This window comes from Bacteroides sp. BFG-606, from assembly GCF_024788145.1.
Taxonomy (GTDB): domain Bacteria; phylum Bacteroidota; class Bacteroidia; order Bacteroidales; family Bacteroidaceae; genus Bacteroides; species Bacteroides vicugnae.
The window spans coordinates 2,083,114-2,104,165 of the sequence record NZ_JANUIL010000001.1 but is presented as its reverse complement, the minus strand read 5'-3'; the positions used below and the strand labels follow the sequence as shown (position 1 = coordinate 2,104,165).

At 40.5% G+C, this 21,052-nt stretch carries 13 protein-coding genes; 1 reads left to right on the top strand and 12 read right to left on the bottom strand.

From position 1 onward, the window contains the following. Nucleotides 1-30: 30 nt before the first annotated feature. From NXV01_RS07490 to NXV01_RS07470, 5 genes are all read right to left on the bottom strand, one after another. The gene (locus NXV01_RS07490; protein WP_148363939.1) at nucleotides 31-834 is read right to left on the bottom strand and encodes a DUF4843 domain-containing protein; all 804 of its coding nucleotides are present in this window, start codon (nucleotides 832-834) and stop codon (nucleotides 31-33) included. 12 nt (nucleotides 835-846) lie between these two features. Then, on the bottom strand, nucleotides 847-2,361 hold the full coding sequence (locus NXV01_RS07485) for a RagB/SusD family nutrient uptake outer membrane protein (RefSeq protein WP_148363940.1): 1,515 nt from the start codon (nucleotides 2,359-2,361) through the stop codon (nucleotides 847-849). Between the two features lie 22 nt (nucleotides 2,362-2,383). Further along, nucleotides 2,384-5,788, bottom strand: a complete 3,405-nt coding sequence (locus NXV01_RS07480; RefSeq protein ID WP_148363941.1) for a SusC/RagA family TonB-linked outer membrane protein — start codon at nucleotides 5,786-5,788, stop codon at nucleotides 2,384-2,386. Between the two features lie 10 nt (nucleotides 5,789-5,798). Further along, on the bottom strand, nucleotides 5,799-6,905 hold the full coding sequence (locus tag NXV01_RS07475) for a FecR family protein (protein ID WP_148363942.1): 1,107 nt from the start codon (nucleotides 6,903-6,905) through the stop codon (nucleotides 5,799-5,801). 248 nt (nucleotides 6,906-7,153) lie between these two features. Continuing rightward, complete coding sequence (locus tag NXV01_RS07470) at nucleotides 7,154-7,723, bottom strand: RNA polymerase sigma-70 factor (RefSeq protein ID WP_148363943.1); 570 nt, start codon at nucleotides 7,721-7,723, stop codon at nucleotides 7,154-7,156. A 786-nt stretch (nucleotides 7,724-8,509) separates the two neighbouring features. Here NXV01_RS07470 and NXV01_RS07465 point away from each other — a divergent pair. Then, complete coding sequence (locus tag NXV01_RS07465) at nucleotides 8,510-10,594, top strand: BT4734/BF3469 family protein (RefSeq protein ID WP_259022096.1); 2,085 nt, start codon at nucleotides 8,510-8,512, stop codon at nucleotides 10,592-10,594. Between the two features lie 351 nt (nucleotides 10,595-10,945). Here the strand turns inward: NXV01_RS07465 and NXV01_RS07460 are convergent, their stop codons facing one another. From NXV01_RS07460 to NXV01_RS07430, 7 genes are all read right to left on the bottom strand, one after another. Further along, nucleotides 10,946-11,590 carry a DUF3943 domain-containing protein gene (locus NXV01_RS07460; protein ID WP_229128599.1) on the bottom strand — a complete coding sequence of 215 codons (645 nt, stop codon included), beginning with the start codon at nucleotides 11,588-11,590 and terminating at the stop codon, nucleotides 10,946-10,948. Between the two features lie 104 nt (nucleotides 11,591-11,694). Beyond that, nucleotides 11,695-12,894, bottom strand: a complete 1,200-nt coding sequence (locus NXV01_RS07455; RefSeq protein WP_259022095.1) for a BT_3987 domain-containing protein — start codon at nucleotides 12,892-12,894, stop codon at nucleotides 11,695-11,697. A 23-nt stretch (nucleotides 12,895-12,917) separates the two neighbouring features. Beyond that, complete coding sequence (locus NXV01_RS07450; RefSeq protein ID WP_259022094.1) at nucleotides 12,918-14,027, bottom strand: glycoside hydrolase family 18; 1,110 nt, start codon at nucleotides 14,025-14,027, stop codon at nucleotides 12,918-12,920. A gap of 24 nt (nucleotides 14,028-14,051) precedes the next feature. After that, nucleotides 14,052-15,617 carry a SusD/RagB family nutrient-binding outer membrane lipoprotein gene (locus NXV01_RS07445; protein ID WP_259022090.1) on the bottom strand — a complete coding sequence of 522 codons (1,566 nt, stop codon included), beginning with the start codon at nucleotides 15,615-15,617 and terminating at the stop codon, nucleotides 14,052-14,054. Between the two features lie 12 nt (nucleotides 15,618-15,629). Next, the gene (locus NXV01_RS07440) at nucleotides 15,630-18,884 is read right to left on the bottom strand and encodes a SusC/RagA family TonB-linked outer membrane protein (protein WP_259022089.1); all 3,255 of its coding nucleotides are present in this window, start codon (nucleotides 18,882-18,884) and stop codon (nucleotides 15,630-15,632) included. 262 nt (nucleotides 18,885-19,146) lie between these two features. After that, the gene (locus tag NXV01_RS07435; protein WP_234133256.1) at nucleotides 19,147-20,118 is read right to left on the bottom strand and encodes a FecR family protein; all 972 of its coding nucleotides are present in this window, start codon (nucleotides 20,116-20,118) and stop codon (nucleotides 19,147-19,149) included. A gap of 150 nt (nucleotides 20,119-20,268) precedes the next feature. Further along, on the bottom strand, nucleotides 20,269-20,811 hold the full coding sequence (locus tag NXV01_RS07430; RefSeq protein ID WP_008997914.1) for an RNA polymerase sigma-70 factor: 543 nt from the start codon (nucleotides 20,809-20,811) through the stop codon (nucleotides 20,269-20,271). Nucleotides 20,812-21,052: the final 241 nt, after the last annotated feature.

The window sequence follows — 21,052 nt, the reverse complement described above, 5'->3', positions numbered from 1 at the left end:
TCTTTACTATTTTGATTCATTTCATTTTTTCTATAGTGATATCAGGGGAATGGAGACTTCCGTCCCATCTGCCTCTTTCAGTTTTCCTAGTCCTTGCGCTTCACGTTCCGCATTCAGTTTGTCAAGAGCCTCGCGTAAAACACTTTCCAAATAAGCAATATAATATTTATCACAAACAGCGGCATCTTCAATAGACAGTTCGTTGGCAAGGAAGTCATCATCCCACTTATCTCCTGTCGTGTCTATCAAAAATTGATGTTTTGCTACTCCGTATTCGCCGAAATAATAGGTTGATAAAGTTTTCCATCCGGAAGGTTTAGCCAAAAAGTCCGCAATATAAATGCTCATGAAGCTCTTGTTGGTGTATCCGGCAGAAAACTCATCTGTGGTTTTGATGGTAAATACAAGCATGAAGCCTTGTGATTTTAGAGAAGCATCCCGTTTAAGTACTATTGGAATAGTAGTACCGGCAGAGTTTGCAGGAATATAATAATATTTCTTTAGCAATTCAGGGTCATCGAAAGCTACGTAATGTTTACCCGGTACAGCGTTATCTGACACTCCATAAGTTACTTGCTCTAACTGGAAAGGACGGTCATAGGGGGTGACAAAACCCATAGTATGTACTTTATACCACAGAGTATCTGTTGTGGTAGTGGCTTTCTCGTAGACAAACGAGTATCGCTTCAGTGTGTCCGCCGGATTGGAATAATCAAAGATCAGACGGTTATTCGGATCACTGTATACAGGTAGTTCTTTCTCGCATCCACTCATTAGCATGGCAAATATACCCCCTAAAAGCAATGATAGGAATGCATGATTATAATGTTTCATAAATTCTGTTTTTTATTGAATTGCATTTGGATTGTATTCTGTTTCCGGTAATGGTAAGACGTACAGTCCTTCATTCATGGTTTCACCAAAAAGAAAAGTCATAGACGTTGAGTTACGACGCTTGTACTGATAGAACATAACACCTTCCGCATAAAATTCACGCTGATACTCTGCCAACATGAAATTCGCCACAGCATCCAAAGAAGTAAAACTGTCCTCCGCAGAGATAGATATGTCATGAGAAGCCATATATTCTTTATATAACGCATTGGCTTCCTCCAGACTAGTGGTAGTTTCCATAGCAATCAAGTACAGTTCGGAAATACGAAGCAAAGGGATAATTTGTCCTTTCACCATATCATTATCGCTGCTGTATTTGCTATAATACTTCTTAAGTGTTGGAAACTTTTGTCCATTGGAGCTTGACTCCGTATTCAATTCCCATTGGTAAATGTATCTGTTGTGTGACGTGATAGAAAAGCCTGTGAAGAGCCTTTGCAAATTCCATGTGCCGTTCAGACAAAGTTGTTCCGATGGATTTATCTTACGGTCTGCGTCACCGCCTAGTACAGTAGGAGAATAGTCCCGTAAATTGTACTTGTGTATAGCAAGCAGACATTCTGACGGGCAGGCATAAAGACCTTTGAGGAGATCTTCTCTTCCGCTTAATTTCATTAGAGACTTGCCATCCGCTCCTTTTGCGTTGATAATTTCCATTGCGTTATCATGTGCTTTTGTCACATCTCCGATATATAAATAGAGACGCGCTTTTAAGGCTTTCACTCCCCAGTAGTTGAAGTGTAATTGGCGATAAGCCAGATAATCATCGTTCAAATTAATGTTTGAAGGAGTATTCAGTTGGTCGAATGTGTATTTAAAGATCAGATCATAGTCTTTTAGTAGAGAACAAGCTTTGTCCAGATCTTCATCCAACTTCTTCACGTAATCCTCAAAAGAATAATACACCGGCATAATCTTTATATCAGCACTTTCTGAATAAGGGAGCGACACTGTGAGCGTCGCATTTTGCGGAAGCTGCCCGAAGAGGCGCAGTATGTCCAACTGGCAAAACGCGCGTATGCCATACGCTTCTCCTTCTATCATGGCACGACTCGCCGGATCCGCAATGTTGTTGCCATATTGCTCGCAAGCTCCGATAATCATATTCGCCTGGGTAATCACATTGAATAATTGACTGTATATCGTTTTAATGGCATTCTTTGCATCATCCTGGGTATAATTGTGATGTAAAAAATAGTAGTCAGCTTTACGATAGTAGTCACTGGTCAGATTCCATTGTGCGGCAAGACTTTCAACATTGCTCATTGTCAATCTCTCACCATAAGCGTTACAGTCGGCTAATGCCATATAGCAGCCGTTCAAAGCATCTTTGAAACCCTGGTACGAAGAGAATAGGTCTTTTCCATACACCTCGTCCTCCGGTTTGATGTCCAGCCAATCGCGGCAAGATGTACACATGAAAGTAATGCCGGACAGTATGATTATCAGTTTCTTATTTATTTTCATATCTTTTCTTATTTAATTTGAACTAAAAAGCAAAGGAAAGAGTACCTCTGATGCCTCTGGCATAAGGATAACCAGTTCCACGCTCACGTTTGACGGATGAGATATAAAGTAAGTCGGACATATTGATTCCGAATATCAAATAACTAAATCTGGTAGCTTTCTGAAAGGCGGCAGAGTCCCAACGATATTGTATATCAAGTGATTGCAATTCAAAAACATTGTCGTCCATCACATAACGAGACGTGGCACGAGTGGCTTGGTTTGAGAATCCCTTGAAGAAGGTCAAATCACCTTCTTTGATCCATCTTTGACTTAATACGCGTGAGTCTACATTTTGTGAAGCAATGGTGTAGGTACTCACTTCCACTTTATCGAGTAATGTTTGATTATAGACTTTTCCACCCCAATGATAAGCAAATGAGAGATTAACGCTCAACCCTTTCCAACTGACCATCGTCCCGGCTATGCCACGATAGAGTGGTTCACCGGAACCAAGATACACTTTATCCGACGGATTCCATGTGCTAGTGATCTTCCCATTTTTATCCAAAAAGATTTCTTTACCCGAGCTGGGATCAATGCCCAATGATCGCACGGCATAGATACCGTTTTGCGGGCGTCCTTCATAGAAAAGACTGCTTACATCTACATTTTGTTTCAAGTATTCTTCATTTTGAGCTTTGATAGCTTCGGATACCTTGACAATACGGTTCTTGTTGTATACCAATTGGGCGCGTCCTGACCATGAAAAGTGATGCGCAGGATTACGGAGTATGATACCGTTCAATCCTATTTCGAACCCGTTATTTTTCACCTCCCCCACATTGGCGGCATACGAAGAAAAGCCCATTGAAAGAGGAATATTCATAGAAGACAGCAGATTGTTGGTCTGTTTCACATAGTAATCGAAGGTTCCTGAAAATCTTCCGTTCCACAAACCGACCTCAAGACCGACATTGTATTGAGCCGTCTTTTGCCATGTCAGGTCGGGATTTCCTAAACCAACGAGGTAAGCTCCCGTCCAGTTCAGGTATTTGTTGTTGGTTACATACTTGTAGGAGGTCTCCGTCGCCAGACTTGAGAAATTCATGGAACCGGTTTCTCCATAGGAGGCTTTTAAACGCAGTTGGGTGAGCACATCGTTTTCTTTCAGAAATGACTCATGATGCAGGTTCCATCCGATACCGGTACTCCAGAAAGGAGCGTACTTCTTGTCGGTCCCATAATTGGAACTTCCGTCCATACGCAGAGATAAATCGAGGAAATAACGGTTGTCATAAGTGTAGTTCACATTGGCTGTCAGACCAATGCGGCGATTGGTGCTTTTAGAACCTGAAGGAGTCGCGTCTTTCTTATATTGCAATGCATTGTTTATGTAATTCATATTCTCATTGCTGAAACCTTCCGCTTCAAATCCATACGAGTGTGACTTATATTCGGTAATGGAATAGTCCAGACCTGTATATAACTGATGTTTGTCGGCAATAATTTTGGTATAAGACAGGGTGAGGGCACCATCGTAATTCTGGTTCTCTCCTGTACCGTAGCGGTAAAGTCCCCGGCGAAAATATCCACTGGCGCTCTTGTATTCATCGGTATTGAATTTGGAATGTTCTGCCGGCAAAAAATAATCACTGGAGTGTGTCTGACCGCTGATTCCTAATTGTCCACGTAATTTCAGACCGTCAAAGATATTCCATTCAATAGAGAAATTATTGCTTATATCCTGATATTTACTTTTATCAAATGAGTTGAGAGTCGCGTCATAAAGCGGATTCTGCGTCCTTGAGTTCGGATTGGCATAGAAGTCGTCGAAATAACGCACAATATTACCATTCTCATCATAGGGAGCATTGTAAGGTTGTTGATTGGCATAATTGCTGAATGAACCGTAATTACTTTCCCTACTGTTAGTTATCCCTATGTTGGTCTGATTTTTGAAAATTAGATTCTTAATGGAATACATTAAGGTAATGCTTCCATTGAAAACTTTACGTGAAGAACCTTTCATAGCTCCTTGCGTGTCGTTATAGTCAGCGGAAGTGCTCCAGCGAAATTCTTCATTGCCGCCTTCCATTCGCAGATTATAACGCTGCCCGACTCCTGTACGTAGCGGTTTGCTCAACCAGTCAGTGTCTACACCGGAAAGGACTTTTCGTAAACGTCCGTTGTAGATTTCCTGTCGCTCTATCGTTGTCGTAGGATAACCTTCCAATACATAAAGTCCCGTCAGGCGTTCCAGCTCTAGTTTGTCTGCGGCATGCAGCAGATCGTATGAAGTAAGATCGGGCATTTCGAGGTTGAGTCCTATCGTACCTGTCACTTTCAGCCGACCGGAAACCGGGCGTTTTGAAACAATTACAATGACTCCGTTGGCTCCGCGTGAGCCATACAAGGCTGTAGCCGATGCGTCTTTCAGGATATTGATGGATTCAATATCATTGTCATTATAGTCCATCAGTTTGGTGAGTGAAATCTCAAAACCATCCATGATGATCAGCGGAGTATTGACTTCTCCCTTTACACCTTCGTTAAATTCCTTTACGCTCATAGGCAGGGAGGAGGTACCGCGGATATTGATATTGGGCAGGTTGTTAGGGTTACTACCCGAAATATTATCGACAGCCAGATTGATGGAAGCGTCTACATTGCGTAATGTTTGCAGCATATTCTGTCCCTTGTACATTTTCAGTTGTTCAGAAGTGATGGTAGAGACAGCTCCTGTAAAACTCTCTTTCGGTTTTTGGAAAATACCGGTTACGACAACGGCTTCCAATTCGGTTTTATTATCAGCTTTGAGCGATACATCCAGTTTATTCCCTCCTTTATAGGTGATTTCCTGAGCTTCCATTCCGATATAGCTGAATTGCAATACGGCATTGGGTTCCGCTTCTATTTCGTACACTCCATTGATATCCGCTACACTGCCGATGTTAGTCCCTTTTATGCGGACACTCGCTCCGACTAGAGGCTCTCCTTGCTGGTCATAGATTCGCCCTGTCACTTTTTGTTTCTGCAGCTTTGCCCCCGACGGAACAGGGGTTTTCTGACTTTGCGTTTCCAGACCGACAGTCACCATGTTCCCGTTTCTTTTGAAAGTGAATCCTTTCTTTCCGAAGACCAAGTTCAGCAGTTTCTCTATCGGTTCGTTCTTTACCGAAATGCTGATAGGTTCCATAGCAGCCATCTGCTTCGTGTTGTACACAAAATCCAATCCGGTCTGTTGATGCACAGCATCAAAAAATTGTTTGACTGTCGCTCTTTTCAAATTTAGAGTCACCGTCCTTTCCTTATCCCATGACCAATCCGTCTCATGCACGTCTGTTTTCACCTCCCGTGCACATACGCTTGTCGGTTGACATAATAAAAGTCCTGAAACTAATGTAGCTATCCACATTAGCTTCTTCTTTCTCGCTGTTTTTTTCATTGTGTATTCTTTAATATTTATTCATAACGGTTATTTGGTGCTCGTCTATGTGGAATTTGACGCTAGACGTTGCTTCAATCGCGTTCAAAAGAATGTTGACGTTCTCGTAGCGTCCCACGCTACCGGTGAAATGTATTTTAGAGAGAGCCTCATCTTCGAATTGTACGTTCATGTCATACCAAAGTGAAAGATTTTCCATGATTTCTCCCAATGATTGATCGTCAAAGACAAAACGGGAGCGATGCCATGCCACGTAAGCCTCAAAGCTTTCGGGAGCAGTAATTGAAATTGTAGAGTGAACTCGATCCCAAACAGCCACATCGCCGGCATTGAGCATTCTTACATCTTCATCGGGAGAAATCATTCCGATGGAACCTTCTTCCAAAACAATCATCGTATTTTGGGGAGAACGCGCGTTGATGCTGAATTTTGTTCCATATTGCCGTACGGTCACTCCATTCACTTTCACCATGAAAGGACGTTTCGGATCTTTGGCTACCTCAAAATAGGCCTCTCCGGTAAGCTCTACGGTTCGATTGTCCGCTTCAAAACAGACCGGATAAGAAAGGGTGGATTGTGAATTCAGGTGTATCCGGGTTCCGTCTTCCAGAATGACACGATATTCGCCTCCGCGCGGTGTTTCCAAAAGGTTGTTCTGGTGTATGTCTTGTCGGGAAGAAGTTTGGTGGTAATCCAGAATGCCTTGTTTCTCAGCAACCATATCCAGCCGGTTCAAGCGTATCCATTCAAATTCCTTAGAGTTTCCCAACTCAATCTTGGTAGTTGGGTCGAGATAAAGAATCGCCTTTGAGGTGCCCGGTTCTATTTGTATCTCTTTGTCCGAGCGCAGTCCGAGATATAGGCTGAATGCCACTAGCACAGGGATCGTCCAGCAAGCCGCTTGCACAAGCACGTGTTTCCAACCGGATTGCCGGACGCTGAAATTCCGATGGGAACGCTTATATTCTTGATATCGTTCGCTATAGTTTCTCTTTTTAAGTTTTTCCAAATAAAGAGCATTGTTCGGAGATTCTTTCATCCACAAGTCCAATAACTGTCGTTCTTTTGTGCTAAGTATTCCTAAGATATACTTAACTAAAAGTTCTTTTTTTCTCATGTTGACTATCGTTTTATTATTAAAACGACAAACTTCCTTAAATTGGGTACAAGAATTTAAAAAAAAATGAAGAATGGTGATGTTTTTTAGGTTTATCCGGCAATCATCTGATAGTCATTGAGTAATACAGAGACTTTCCATCAGTAAAGACATGGAATCAGGGTTCCAGTGCAATCCGCTATTGTTCAGATAACTAGAAGAAAACTGAAAGACCTGAAAGACAACGATGTATAGCTGTCAGTTGCTTCTTAAATGGAGCAGAGTAATTTAAAAAAGATAAAAGTAAATGAAATATTGGGAGAAGACTGGCTTTGAAAATGTTCTCTTAGAAATTTCATGGCGCGTTTCTTTTGTGTCCGTACGGTATCAATCGAAAGGGAGAGTTTATCAGCAATCTCTGTGCTGCTTAATCCGTCCAGATGCAATAAAAAGATTTCCCGACAACGTTTGGGCAGGCAGTCGATTGTCTTAAAAAGGAGCTCCATTACTTCTTTGTCGAACTGTTCATCAATCACATCTTCTTGGGATGTTTTTTCCATATACGCTTCTGCATAACGGGTCTCTACATCCAAATGCTTCAAATAGTCGAGAGAAAGATTTTTGACTGAAGCAAACAGATAAGAACGCAAAGCCACCTCCGAGAAAAAGTCATGGTCTTTTTCCCATAGTCTTATGAATGCTTCTTGTACTAAATCTTGCGCAATATCCTCCCGCATAACATAACTCTTGGCGAATGCCAATAAAGAGTCATGATATTCGTTGTATATATCTTTTATATTTTTATGCAGGATATCGGCGTTGATGTGAGAAGTATCCATTTTATTATGACTTAGACCGCAAATTAACATATATTTCAACACATATCCAAATGAATGCTGCATATTCTTCTTTTGCAATCTTCCGTTCGGTATGTTGGGGAGAATTTGTGGCAGGCATTGTCCTATTGGCTATTTCGTTTCCCGGGGGAAGGTAATATCCTGCAGGTGAGTAAAAAAGTTGCTGGAAGCTAAAAAATTCGCCGGTATAATCATGAAACAGGTGAATCTTATTACGTAGAGGATGTAGAGACATGGATGATAACTTCAACAATCACAAATAATACTATTATACTTCCTAAAACCGGATATTATGATAGCAATGAAGAAACTGAGTCAGATAGAAGTAGCACCATAAGTATCTTTCACTTAACAAGTAGGTATTGTTCGGCTAGAGTAACGGTATCTTTACCTTCCCACGGCCGTGGTGACTTCTTCCCACAGCCGTGACAAGTTCCTACCACGGCCGTGGGAAGATCTCGTCATGGCCGTGACGAACTAAAGATACCAACACTTTAGCGGAACTATACCGGCAGGTGAATGGAAGTATACCTGCTTCTTATCATAACAATACACGGTAGACAGCACATCCATACCCACTTTCCAATGTATCAGTCCCAGCATCATTAGTTCCGAACGTCATTAGTTGCAAATTAAAAAAAACTGAATTAAGAAAGTCTATTCTTTATCATGATAAATCCTAAATAGTTTGTTTTACAAGCACCTTATCCGTACCTTTGAAACCTATAACAAACACTTACAGGTCTATAAAATTCAAGATAAAAAGAAATGAAGATTACACAAATCAGGGAAAACGGAGATACGGAAGCACTAAGCGTGATGGACATTGACCTGCTGATAGAGAAAATGAAGAAAGAAACCAAGCTCCGCCCGGTATCCGGACTACGTCAGGCCCTGCATTTTGTTCTGCCCGATGAACCTTGTTCCCTCGCCAGCAAACTACCACGAGTGATTCCTGCCGCAGCTTTCGGGCGAGTGAACGGAGTGAAACGAATGAAAACCTACAATGGTATTGTAGAACTGACCATTGGCCCGTTAGCCGGAAAAGCAGAAGTGGATATTGTGAAGCAAAAGGCTGCCGAACTTCCCCAGACAATGTTGGCCTTCATGGGGGCAAGCGGTAAAAGTGTCAAGATATGGACTTGCTTCACCCGACCGGACGGCACTTTGCCACAAACAACGGAAGAGGCCGAAGTGTTTCAAGCGCATGCCTATCGCCTCGCCATCAAATGTTATCAGCCTCAACTCCCTTTCAATATTCTGCTAAAAGAGCCGAAACTGGAACAATTCTCACGTCTTAGCTATGATCCGGACCTGATTTATCGTTCCACCCCTGTCCCTTTCTATCTTTCACAACCTATCGGTATGCCCGGCGAGATGACTTATCGTGAGAAATCGAGCACTGAAACATCTCCATTGAATCGTGCCTTGCCGGGATATGATACGGAAGATACTGTAGCATTACTCTATGAAGCGGCATTGCGGAAAACATTCGAAGAAATGGAAACAGATTGGCACCGGAACGATCATGATTTGCAAACTTTAGTAGTCCCGCTTGCCGAAAACTGCTACTATTCAGGCATCCCGGAAGAGGAGGCAACCAGACGCACCATCATGCGTTATTACAAAAGAAAAAATCCGATGCTGGTACGCGAAATGATAAGAAACGTGTATAAGGAATGTAAGGGAGTGCCCAAAGACAACTGCCTGACTAAAGAGCAACGCCTTAGCCTGCAAATGGACGAATTTATGAATCGTCGTTATGAGTTTCGCTACAATACGCAGATCGGGGAGGTGGAATACCGGGAGCGTTTCTCATTTCAGTTCTATTTCCATCCCATCGACAAACGGGCGCAAAACAGTATTATGCTGGACGCCCAATCTGAAGGAATCGGGGTATGGGACAGGGATATAGACCGTTACTTACATTCCAACCGTGTGCCTATCTATAATCCATTGGAAGAATTTCTGTTTCATTTGCCGCATTGGGACGGTAAAGACCGCATTCATGCTTTGGCAAACAGGGTTCCTTGCAACAATCCACATTGGGAATTGCTTTTCCATCGTTGGTTCCTGAATATGGTTTCGCATTGGAGAGGGGTAGATAAAATGCACGCGAATAGTACATCACCCATATTAGTAGGGGCACAGGGAACTCATAAATCAACTTTCTGCCGTGAAATGATTCCGCCTGCACTTCGAGCTTACTATACGGACAGCATTGATTTCAGCCAGAAACGGGATGCGGAACTGTATCTGAATCGGTTCGCGCTCATCAACATTGATGAGTTCGACCAGATTACTCTGACGCAACAGGGATTTCTGAAACATATTCTCCAAAAGCCCGTGGTCAATCTTCGGAAACCGCATGGTCGCTCGGTACTTGAATTGCAACGATATGCTTCATTTATCGGCACAAGCAATCAGAAGGATTTGCTGACTGATCCTTCGGGAAGCCGTCGTTTTATCTGCATTGAAGTGACGGGAAACATCAACACTACACAACCAATAGATTATGAACAGCTTTATGCACAAGCCATGCACGAGATTTATCATGGTGAGCGTTATTGGTTTGATAGCGAAGATGAGCAGATTATGACTGAAAACAACCGTGAGTTTGAGCAAACACCGGCTATGCTGCAATTGTTTTATCAATATTTTAAGGCTGCGCAAACGAAAGAGGAAGGAGAATTTCTTACTCCGGTCGAAATTCTGAATTATCTGAAGAAAAAAAGCGGTATTTCATTGTCCGACAATAAAGTATATCACTTCGGGAGATTACTGCAAAAATGCGGAATTACCTCGAAACACACTTATAAAGGTACTGTTTATCAGGTAATAAAGGTATCGTAAGAGATAAAAGTAAGGCTGACAATAAAAGTAGAGATATTTTATTATCAGCCTATTATCAATGGTTATTGTCAGGTGATAGAGTGCTGATATTCATCTACTTGAATAGAATCCTGACAGTATGACAATAAAATAGGTACAAATCATAGTAATTGTAGGATTTGAAAGTTTGTTTAAACTTCACGAGAAATATTCCGATTATCTTCTTTTTAAACTATCTGGTTTTTCCGGATAGTTGCATCCTTATCTACTTCTCTTTATGAATATATATTTCTCAAATATTCATTAATGGTATGTATATCGACATCTCCCTCTAAGAAATTCAGCCTCTGTCTCATAATTTACATGTCAACATTAATCTCCCTTCTGATGTACTGGAAAAATATTCTCATAATGTTTATACCGCGTATGATGGGTATAGTTCATATAATCTCCGGTGAGATACAATCCTTTTCGCAGTTTGATATCCAACCGCAGCCCTGTTGCATGAAGAATTGCCATTGAACGATCTCCCTGTGCATTCAGCGTCTTTGAGTTATAATGTTCCCAATCCATATCTTGAGGAGTGAGTCCACGCATAGGAGAAACAACAAACGAAGCAAACTCTAACCCGAAACGGGATGCTCCTGTTTTCCTGTCATCAAGGATTAAATCGAATGCACGGTAGAACACTTCTCCCAACGCCATCCCTCCAATCGGTGTTGCTATAATATCATTGGTAGATGGATATTCATTTTCCACGAACATCTCCCACATGAAACTTCCTCCAAAGGCATATAGCCCGGATTGCCAATAATTATATCCATTTGACCGGGCCGAATTAAAATACAAACTGCCATGATAAGGATGCATAAACATGTTTGTTCCCATTGCATCATTATCCCAAACGAAACCGTGCTTGATATTGTCTTTAATTGTATGAAAGTCAATATAGGCAAAATCCGCTTTCCGAATATAGCGATCGAATGCCCATACTCCCATGTTAATGCCGAATGTCATCGTTGCCGCCCGCAATCCTTTCTTTTGTAGAACAGCTCGGAAAGTTCTGCATTATCAAAAAAGAGAGGGACCTCACAAGGATTCCCTCTCTTAAAAAAGATCAACTAGTCTTCATCATCATTAGGATGATAAAAATTATACTGTTTACTCCAACTAGGGATTCCGTTAAGAGTGATGTTATTGCCACTTGGACTACTATCCTTCAAAACATTACCTTCTCCTTCGTCGCACTTCCAATAACCAATCAAACCTTCTGCATCTCCTGGTATCTGGCGTGACATTCCTTCCTGAATAGCATTATCCGTCAAACATTTCTTCCAAAGGCGAATTTGTGCATATTCTACCTGCATTCTCCATCCAAAACTTTCGGCAAAGCTAATATTTTTAAATACAAAATCCCTTGTATCAGCCTTGTAGTTATTCAATGTACCATCTTTATACAAACGAATAGTAGATCCATCATAAGTATAAGCAATATGATACCATGTATCAGGATACCAGAACTCTTCACTATCAAAATAGTTTCCATTCAATTGACATTGCAAAGTAGGAGCTATCTTCTTTGCTCCATCTGCCCAATAACGTAGCAAGATATCATTGAAGTATATAGGAGCAGCATTATCAGCAAAGATGTTTCTTCTAAAGTCGATGTTAGCCGGTCCTACCCAAGCTCCAGTAGGTTGTCCTGTGGTGTTATCAAACTTTATCCAATATTCTATCGTCCATTGAGCAGCAGGCATTTCACTGTTAAAAACCGTAGTCGTTTTATTTCCCGATTTCAGAACCAATGTTTTCTGCTTATTGGGGGAAGTAAGCAGATAAAGAATATGGTTAGCATTTCCTACTATCCCTACTGTTCCTGTTACAGAAGTAATCCGTACTGGAATGGCATAAGCTTCATTATTAGGAGTAGTAAATGGCTTGATCGTAAGATTTATAACCGGAGCAGACACTTCTCCTGCAGGAATTGTAACCGTACGTTGAAAGCTCCAAAACTCTTCAGGCAAAAGTTCATAAGCAGCCTCATGCTTTTGATTATAGTCATTAATAAGTTGTTGGTCTATATCTAAAGTTACTGTCACGTCTTCTGTTATGGCACGAACCAGACGAACAGTTAGTGTCTTCGTCACATCACCATCATCTACCAGTTGTGCTTCTATTTGTTGCCCAAAAGTATTGGATGGAGCAGCTTCCTGAATATATAAACCGTTATCAATGGTTGACAGTTTGGCATCATCGCATCCGGCAGCAGATATTAAGACTGCCACCAACACAAGATATTTGGAATATTTAATCATCTTCATAGTCTTCTTTTTTAATCATGTTTTTAATGCTTGGCCGGATTTAATACCTGAATAGCCTCGCGCATAAATAAATAGTCGTTTACCGGACGGCATAAATTAAAACGGTAAGCACCGACTCCGCCAAGACGTGCATCCACTCCCGGACGATAATACATAGCCATTCCTTTCAATGAATAAGTCACGACACCATCACGAGTCGTAAATACTGGTCCCCCATCACCCTTATGCTTTTCAAAATCTTCGCACCATATCGTTTTCTTAAGAATGGTAGCTTCATCTTCTACAGAACCGAACTTGTTTAACAATAAGCCAAAACGATAATCTAAATTTGCATCTCCCGAACAATAATAAGACTGAACTACATAGTAATCCAACAAAGGACCGGATGCAGTTATCAAAGTCTGTGGTTCCCCATCAAGCATAAGCAAACGTCCTGTTCCTGATTTAGGACCAAAGTCTTTCGATAATTCATCAAGGAGAATGTGCATACGATCAGAATAGCTGCAAATATCTCCCGGAAAAGTGAAATTCGGCTCAAAGTCAATATCAAAGCCATCATATCCATACTTAATGATAGAATCCGCAATAACACGTGCATATTTACGAATGGCTTTTTCAATACCTTCAGGTGAAGTATCACCATAACCATTTCTATTCGGCCAACCTTCATACCAGCCCCAATAAGCAGCCATAGCTTCGCCTTTTGAAGCATACTGCACTCCATCCACTATAAAATCATTTTCAACAGATGCAGGGGTATGTGCTCTACCGATATCCATAATATGCTGGCAATACAATACTCTTGTACCTTTTTTCTCACGTACTTCCTTTAGATCACTTTTCTGTGCTTCAGTCAAATTGAAAGCATTTCCCCACAAAGAAACAATATCCATTGAATCAGGAATTCCTCTCAGTTGATTATTCATATTGGTACCGGTTCCTGTCCATTCACTATACCAACCAAAAACAACCTGATGGTCACTTTTCTTATATTCTCTCAACGCTTTATAATAGTCTTCACCATTAATATTCACAGGTTCTGTGAATTTTGGCTCCATTTCAGTCCAATCGCTGCATTGGATAAACATCAGCGCACCCATTGCCGCAAGAATGACATATAGCAATTTCTTCATAATGTATTTTTTAAGTTTTAACAATTAATAAGTTCCATCCTCTTTCATAGCCCACCAAAGATCGGTTCCGTTAGAGTCTTTTCCATTACTAAGCATACCGACAGCAGCTTCCACATTCGCTTTATTATTATTGTATTCACTAAGGGTGAAATGGATACGACGCTGTCCACGTGTCGTAGTACAATCAGGATTCATAGATTTAGTAGCCGGGAAAATCTTAGGATACCCTGTGCGACGAAAATCAGCCCAACCATTCATTGGATCCGGATAACAAGCAATCCATTTCTGCGTAAGTACCCTCTCTAGTTTTTCCGTAGGATCAGCACTTTCATCCCACTTAATAGTGACAGACGATTGGTTAGTATAATTATTTCCAGTGTGTCCACTAACTAAATTATCCTCATAATTCCCCGGAACGGATGTGTCATCAGCCAAATAAGCATCTACACCTGATATACCAAACTCTTCAAAAGAGAGTCTTATCCCCTTTTCATAGAAAGTCTTTGCATCGCCCCCCATACTCCATCCTTTCAAAGCACCTTCTGCACGCAGAAAGGCAGCTTCAGCAGCATACATAACCGGTTGCGGCAATGTTTTATCAGTAGCAATAAAAAGCTTACTATAGTTTGAATATGTGGTAGGTTCTGGAATTTCCACCGATCCTGAACGCACACCTACATATCCACCAACAACAGTCTGAGTTTGCGGAGTAAAATAAGCAGGACGACGTGGGTCATTATAACCATTCATATAGGATACCAGACAAGCATTAGCTCTAACTTCAGGCCATCCACTAACAATAGCATATCCATTCTCATTAATACCTCCGTTAGTGGTATCATAAGAACTTTCACTCACACTTTCCAACACACCATCAAGTACGGCTTCCTGCGCTTTCGTTTGAGCATAGCCCGATTCTTTTCCCGAAATGCGAATAGCCATTCTTAGTTTCAATGTGTTAGCAAATTTTAGCCATTTAGTACAGTCCCCTTTGTAGAATTGATCTACAGCAGCTAAATCCTGATTGGTGCCGAGTGAAGCCGCAGACTTCAAAATTGTAATCGCATTGTCCAAATCATCGAACATGGCATGCCAAACTGTTTGTTCGTTATCATAAGGCGCTTCCGTATCACCAGCTTTCATCTGTGTATAAGGAATAGGACCTTGCAGAGAAGCAAGTAATTGCATACCATAAACACGAGTCAGCTGTGCTATAGCATAAATAACACCTTTCTTTTCTGTAGAGTTTTCAACTAGGAAGAAAGAAGGATAAACATAGCCATAGATTCTTCCCCATGAGCTATCATTGTGCTTATCTAATGCATTGTAATAGGCAAAGATATTGGTTCCAAAACTCCAGTTGGCCGTTGCCGTTACTTGTCCGCTAAAACTAGCCCACATACAATTAATCTCCTGACAAGCATTCTGCTGTGGACAAGCATATACATTAAACATCGTTGACAGTAAGTTACTTGCCGGCACTTTTGACGGTTGATAAGGATTCGTATTAAAATCTTCAAAATTGGTAGTACACCCTGCCATTATGCATACGACTGCACTTGCTCCAATATATTTTATTATCTTGTTCATACCTATTATTATTTAAAACTGAAATTTTACATTGAATCCGATATTTCTTGTGTTCGGAAGCATATAAGCATCAAATCCTTGATAGAAGTTAGACGAGGCCGAAGTAGTCAGTTCCGGATCGAAAGGAGCCTTACAGTAAATCATCCACAAATTCTTTCCTACAAAACCAACAGTCATTCCCACTTTGTTATTGAACCATTTCTTAGGTAATGTATAACTGAGTGAGAGTTCGCCGAGTCGTACGTTAGTAGCACTATATGTATAGTAAGCAGAAGTACCTTGAATAGTCTGGAAATAGGTTTGTGCATCTACTTTAGTCTGATTGATTTGTATACCACCTGCATCACGTACATCTGCACTAACTTTAGATACCCCCGCAGCATCAAGAACAGATTGGGTTTCACTGATAACAATACCTCCAAAACGTCCTGTGAAAGTCATGCCCAAATTAATACCTTTATAACCAAAGCCAAGATTCCATCCCATGTTCATCTTAGGTAGAATAGACCCCAGATAAGTTTCTTTGTTCTCCATAGACAAACCTGTACCTTCTTCATTGAGAATGTAGCCATTCAAATCACGTTTAAGAACGCGTTGACCATATACGTCTCCCATTGAGCCGCCGACACGCAAGATAAGACGCGCATCTGTATTTCCATAAGTAAGCGGAGACAATTCTGGCATCTGAATAGGTTGACCAGTAGCATAGTTATATGCACCATCGGCCAGACGTTTCACTTCATTCCTATTCCAAGTCAGTGTATAGTTAGTATTGAAAGAGAAATCTCCCCAATGCTTGTCATAGCCCAATGACATCTCAACACCTTCATTCATTATATTTCCGCTCTGAATAGGAATATTAGAATATCCAGAAGAAAGTGACAAGTCTGCATAGAATGTCTGATTATAAGTATTAGAACGATAATAAGTCAAATTAAAACTAATGTCATTGAGGAACCGGGCATCCAAACCTATTTCCCATGATTTAGTACGTTCCGGTTTTAGTTTGGTATTCGGATAAGAAGAAGCACTGGTCCAATTCTGTGTCTGTTCATCATACGGATAAGTAATAGTAGTCATGAAACGTCCATATGAGTTGCCAACCTCTGTATACGAACCACGAACTTTCAAGAATGACAACCAATCAGGAGCATTGAACATGCTCGTCAAGATGGCAGATAAACCTACAGATGGGTAGAAGAATGATTTGTAATCGGAGAAAGCAAGTCTTGAATCCCAGTCATTACGACCAGTAGCAGTAAGATAAATCATCGATTTCCAACCAATTTCTGCATTAGCGAATATAGCGCGTGTCTGGTCATGCCATCCATCCTGTTTGGCTTTCCAAGCTTTATTGAAATCAAGATTATGAACAGCAAAGAAATTAATAAGCTTCAAGCCACCATCATATCCAATCATTTCATAACGGCTGTCATTCAGTGAAACACCTAGATTGACATTTACAGACCAGTCATTGAAATTCTTATTCATCGTAGCAATCGCATCAGCATAGGTGTTCTTTGATTGTGAAGATGTGTCACTATATGTTCCACGGTCACCTGACACCAAGCTGCCTGTAGAAGCATACGCTTTGTAAGTACTACGATTCTCATAATTATCAACTTTCACACGTCCGACAACATCCAACCAATCAAGTATCTGATATTTAAGAGAAGTATTAACCATGTAGCGGGTCTTTTTATTCTCACGCAATTGGCGGTTCTGTATCCAATAAGGATTGGCAAGTCCACTTGAAATACCTCCATAAGGCCAATATTGTTCCATCAAGTCCATACCGGAATTGTAGCGTTCAAACATACGCACATCATCAAAATTCTCACTACGTGGGAAACGGTAAAGTCCCGGTAAAGGGTTATAATTATACCCTTGCGACATCATATTCTTGTCATTTTGAAGAATATAGCTTGCACTTGCATCAAGCGTCATCTTGTCTTTCAAAAAACTAGTCGTATTGCGTACCGTAAAGTTATAACGGTTATACCCACTATTAGGTAAGATATTTGTCGTGTTAGTAGTAGAAGCCGACAGATAAGACTGGTTCTTCTGATTACCGGTTGACAAAGCAAACGAGTTGATAACATTAGCTCCTGTCCGGAAGAAATCACGTGGATTATAACTACTGTTTACCACTGGGCCCCAGCTGTCCAAACTGTTAGGTAAGTTTCCATATTTACTTTGCATCTCGGGCATCATAGTCACTTTTGAGAAAGTAGTGTTGTTAGAAACTGTAACAGAGGTCTTATCTACAGAACCTTTCTTTGTAGTTATCAGCACAACACCGGCAGCAGCGGCATTTCCATAAAGGGCTGCTGCAGAAGGACCTGTCAACATAGAGATAGATTCGATATCTTCCGGGTTAATATCAGCGGCACCGTCTGTACCTTGTTGGTCATAGATACCTCCGCCACCACCATTCATCATGTTGTACATAGGTACCCCATCAATTACGTAAAGAGCAAGATTAGACGAAGTGATAGACTTAACACCACGCATCACGACGCGGGAAGCACCACCGGTAGTATTAGATGAATTGATAGTAACACCTGCCACTTTACCATTCAGGGAAGAAATAAAGTTGGCGTCTTTTACAGCAGTTAGTTCATCGCCGTTCAATTGCTGCACATTATAGGATAATGCTTTCTCTGACCGTTTAATGCCCAATGCCGTAACAACTACTTCATTCAACTCTTGCGTTGCGTCTTCCAAAATTACATTTACATTTTTTTCTTTTACAGGAACTTCTTTTGTTTTATAACCTACATAAGAAAATACAAGAATGGGAGAAGCTGATTGTGTCACAATCTGATAGCTACCATCAAGATTGGTAATAGTTCCATTATCAGAACTTTTTTCAATGATGGAAACCCCGATTAATGGCTCGCCATTTTTGTCGCTTACCGTGCCTACAATAAGCCGTTCTTTTTTCTGTTGCACACTTTCTGTTGCTTTTGCAGCCAACACAATCTTATTATCCAATATTTTATATTCGATATTCACACCTGCGAAGACTTGCTCTAACACTTTAAAAATATTCTTTTTTGATACAGAAACCGATACCCGGCGATTAAGATTTAGATTCTTGCTATTTATAAAAAAGCTGAATCCGGATTCACGCTCAATCCTGTGCAGCACTTCTTCTATTGCGCAATCGTTTACTTGCAAAGTAATAGAAGTCTTTTGTGCATATCCGTCTGACGCATATGCTAATCCAACAGAACAAATCAAAAGTATAAACAGTAATTTCATAGTCAATGATATTTCTTTAAAGGTTCGTTCAAAGGACTTTAATCCTCCAAGAAATTGGACGATACAATAATTTTGCATAAATTTGTAACGAGTTTAATTAGAAAATTGGTAGTTATACTTGTCGGGAAACAAGTAGGTTCACAATTACTGAAGCTCATACGGGAGGATACGGCCAATATCATCCCGTATTTTTTTGGTTGCTAGGGATCTTTGTTTTTCATGGCAATAAGTTTTTGGGAATTAAGGTTTTTATCTTTTAGTACTAAATAAATATCTCTATCTTTATTTTCTCTTTACCGGCATCTGCGTTATTATTCAGATAACGCCAACGAACTTTCGAGGAGGCACTGATAAAATTAAGTACCTGTTCCAGATTCCGGTTAGTAAATGTCCCGAAGAATGAGTCGTCATGAGGTACATTCTCCTGTATGACAAATTCGGCATTGTATCTATCTGCCAAGATATCCAGTGCATCCCGTAATGACGTTTGACGGAAAATGATTTTGCCATCTTTCCATGAAAGTTCTCTCTCGCCGGAAGTCGTATAGAGTTCCGTCTTTCCATTCTGGGAATAATAGACCAGTTTCTGTCCCGGAGCCATCACAATATACTGCGGTTGTTGACTGGCATTGTTGAATTCAAAATTAACTTTCCCTTCAACTAAAGTAGTAATTACCTCATCTGCTTCTTTGTATGCCTTTACATTGAATTTTGTACCCAGAACTTTTATGGCAGACTGGTGAGCGGTAGAGACTATGAACTGTTTTTCCGGATTTTTCCGGACATCAAAATAGGCTTCTCCATCAAGTTCCACAGTACGTGTACGGGAAGAGAAATGGCTCGGGAAAGTCAATGTACTTTTTCCATTTACCCATACTGTAGTTCCGTCAGCAAGTGTCACGAATGTGCGTTGTCCGGCTGGCACATAAACAGTCTGCATTTCTATATCCTCTTTTTGGAGAACCTGTATCATTGCATAACTTAATCCGAAAGCTACGACAAACACTGCCGCAATCCGCAAGATTCGTTGTGTAACAGGATGCAATGAAATTGTCTTTTTTGTCTTCTTTGAGAATGCGCCTGTGTCTTGCCAGATGAATGCATCATAACTCTTACGAAGAGAAATGAATTCTTTAAGATTGGCTGCATCTGCATCAATCCATGTAGCAACGTCTTCCTTTTCCTTTTGGGATGCCTTGCCTGCAATATATTTTAATAGTAATTCCTTATCCATACAATAAATAATTTATGAGTAATGAGAATAGGAGTATTATTCCCCTTTCATTAAGAATACCACTCACTAAAGAGATTCCCTAGTAAGAAATGTGATTTTTTTTATTATTGCTTAAAAAAAATAGCAAGCAAGGAGGTATTTTCCTTCTTTTCAGATGAAAAAGAAAAGGAACGGAGCATAGTCTTTTAGATTATCACGCAGTATTTTAACTGCTCTGCTGATATGATATTCTACTCCTTTTACACTAATGCCCAGTTCTTCGGCTATTTCTTTATGGGATTTTCCATCCAGGCGATCGCGGATGAAAGCAGTACGAGTTTTTTCCGGCATACTCTCCAATAATGCATGCACTTTTGCCCGTAATTCCTCTGATAATATTTCCTTCGGATCACAGGCTTCCAATGTTGATATACGAATTTCCAATTCACGCTGTCCCTTATCAAGCAAAGTCTGAAAAACATTCTCCTGTGCTTGTATATGTTTCAGGTAATTGAGTGATTTGCTACGAATATAAGTGATTAAGATCGCTTCAACACTTGGGATTTCCCGTTCTTTACTTAGTTCCCATAAATGGATAATGGCTTCTGATACAATATCTTCTGCTACTAAGTCATTATGGACATAGGACAAGGTAAATAGGAAGGCTTTCCTATAATAAGCAGTATATATCGAGTTGAAGTTGATTTGAGCCATTCGCCAGTATATCCATAAGTATTAAACGCTGCAAAGGAATGCATTTTACTTATAACAAGAAAACTTTTTAGAGAAAATTTAAATTTGGCTAAAATTCCTTTTTCATATAAAGAAGAAAAGGGGTGCTGATTATAATTTGCACGTCAGCATTAAATCCCCTTCTGATGTACTGAGAAAAACATTTAGATGAAAAAGATATAAACAGGATAAATAGTAACTTCTTCATAAAACAAACATAAAT